We start from the raw sequence: 231 nt of genomic DNA, 5'->3' as shown, positions 1-231 counted from the left end.
CGGATCTTCCCGGTATTGGTGAAACCTACTTTGCCTTGACCTTTAATCCGTTCGTAGCGGGTTCGGATTTGTGGACGCCCAAACTTGGTGAGCTTCTGAATCTGGGTGTTGACTTTGACCTCTCCAGTGATGTCCACCTGAATGGGTTGGGGGAGCTGTTTAATAATCTTTATGGCTTGAATGTTGATCTGAGCACACCGGAAGCATTGGTAGATTTTTGCCTGTCTCGGG

General features: G+C 48.5%; 1 protein-coding gene. It reads left to right on the top strand.

The annotated features are described in order from the left end of the window. Positions 1-231: hypothetical protein (locus tag ACY2RR_RS24870; RefSeq protein WP_490110879.1), on the top strand; the 231-nt coding region annotated here is incomplete at both ends.

This window comes from Parendozoicomonas sp. 2304DJ65-17 (assembly GCF_058148445.1).
Note: the sequence above shows the minus strand (reverse complement) of the source record. Positions and strands in the feature narration are given on the sequence as shown.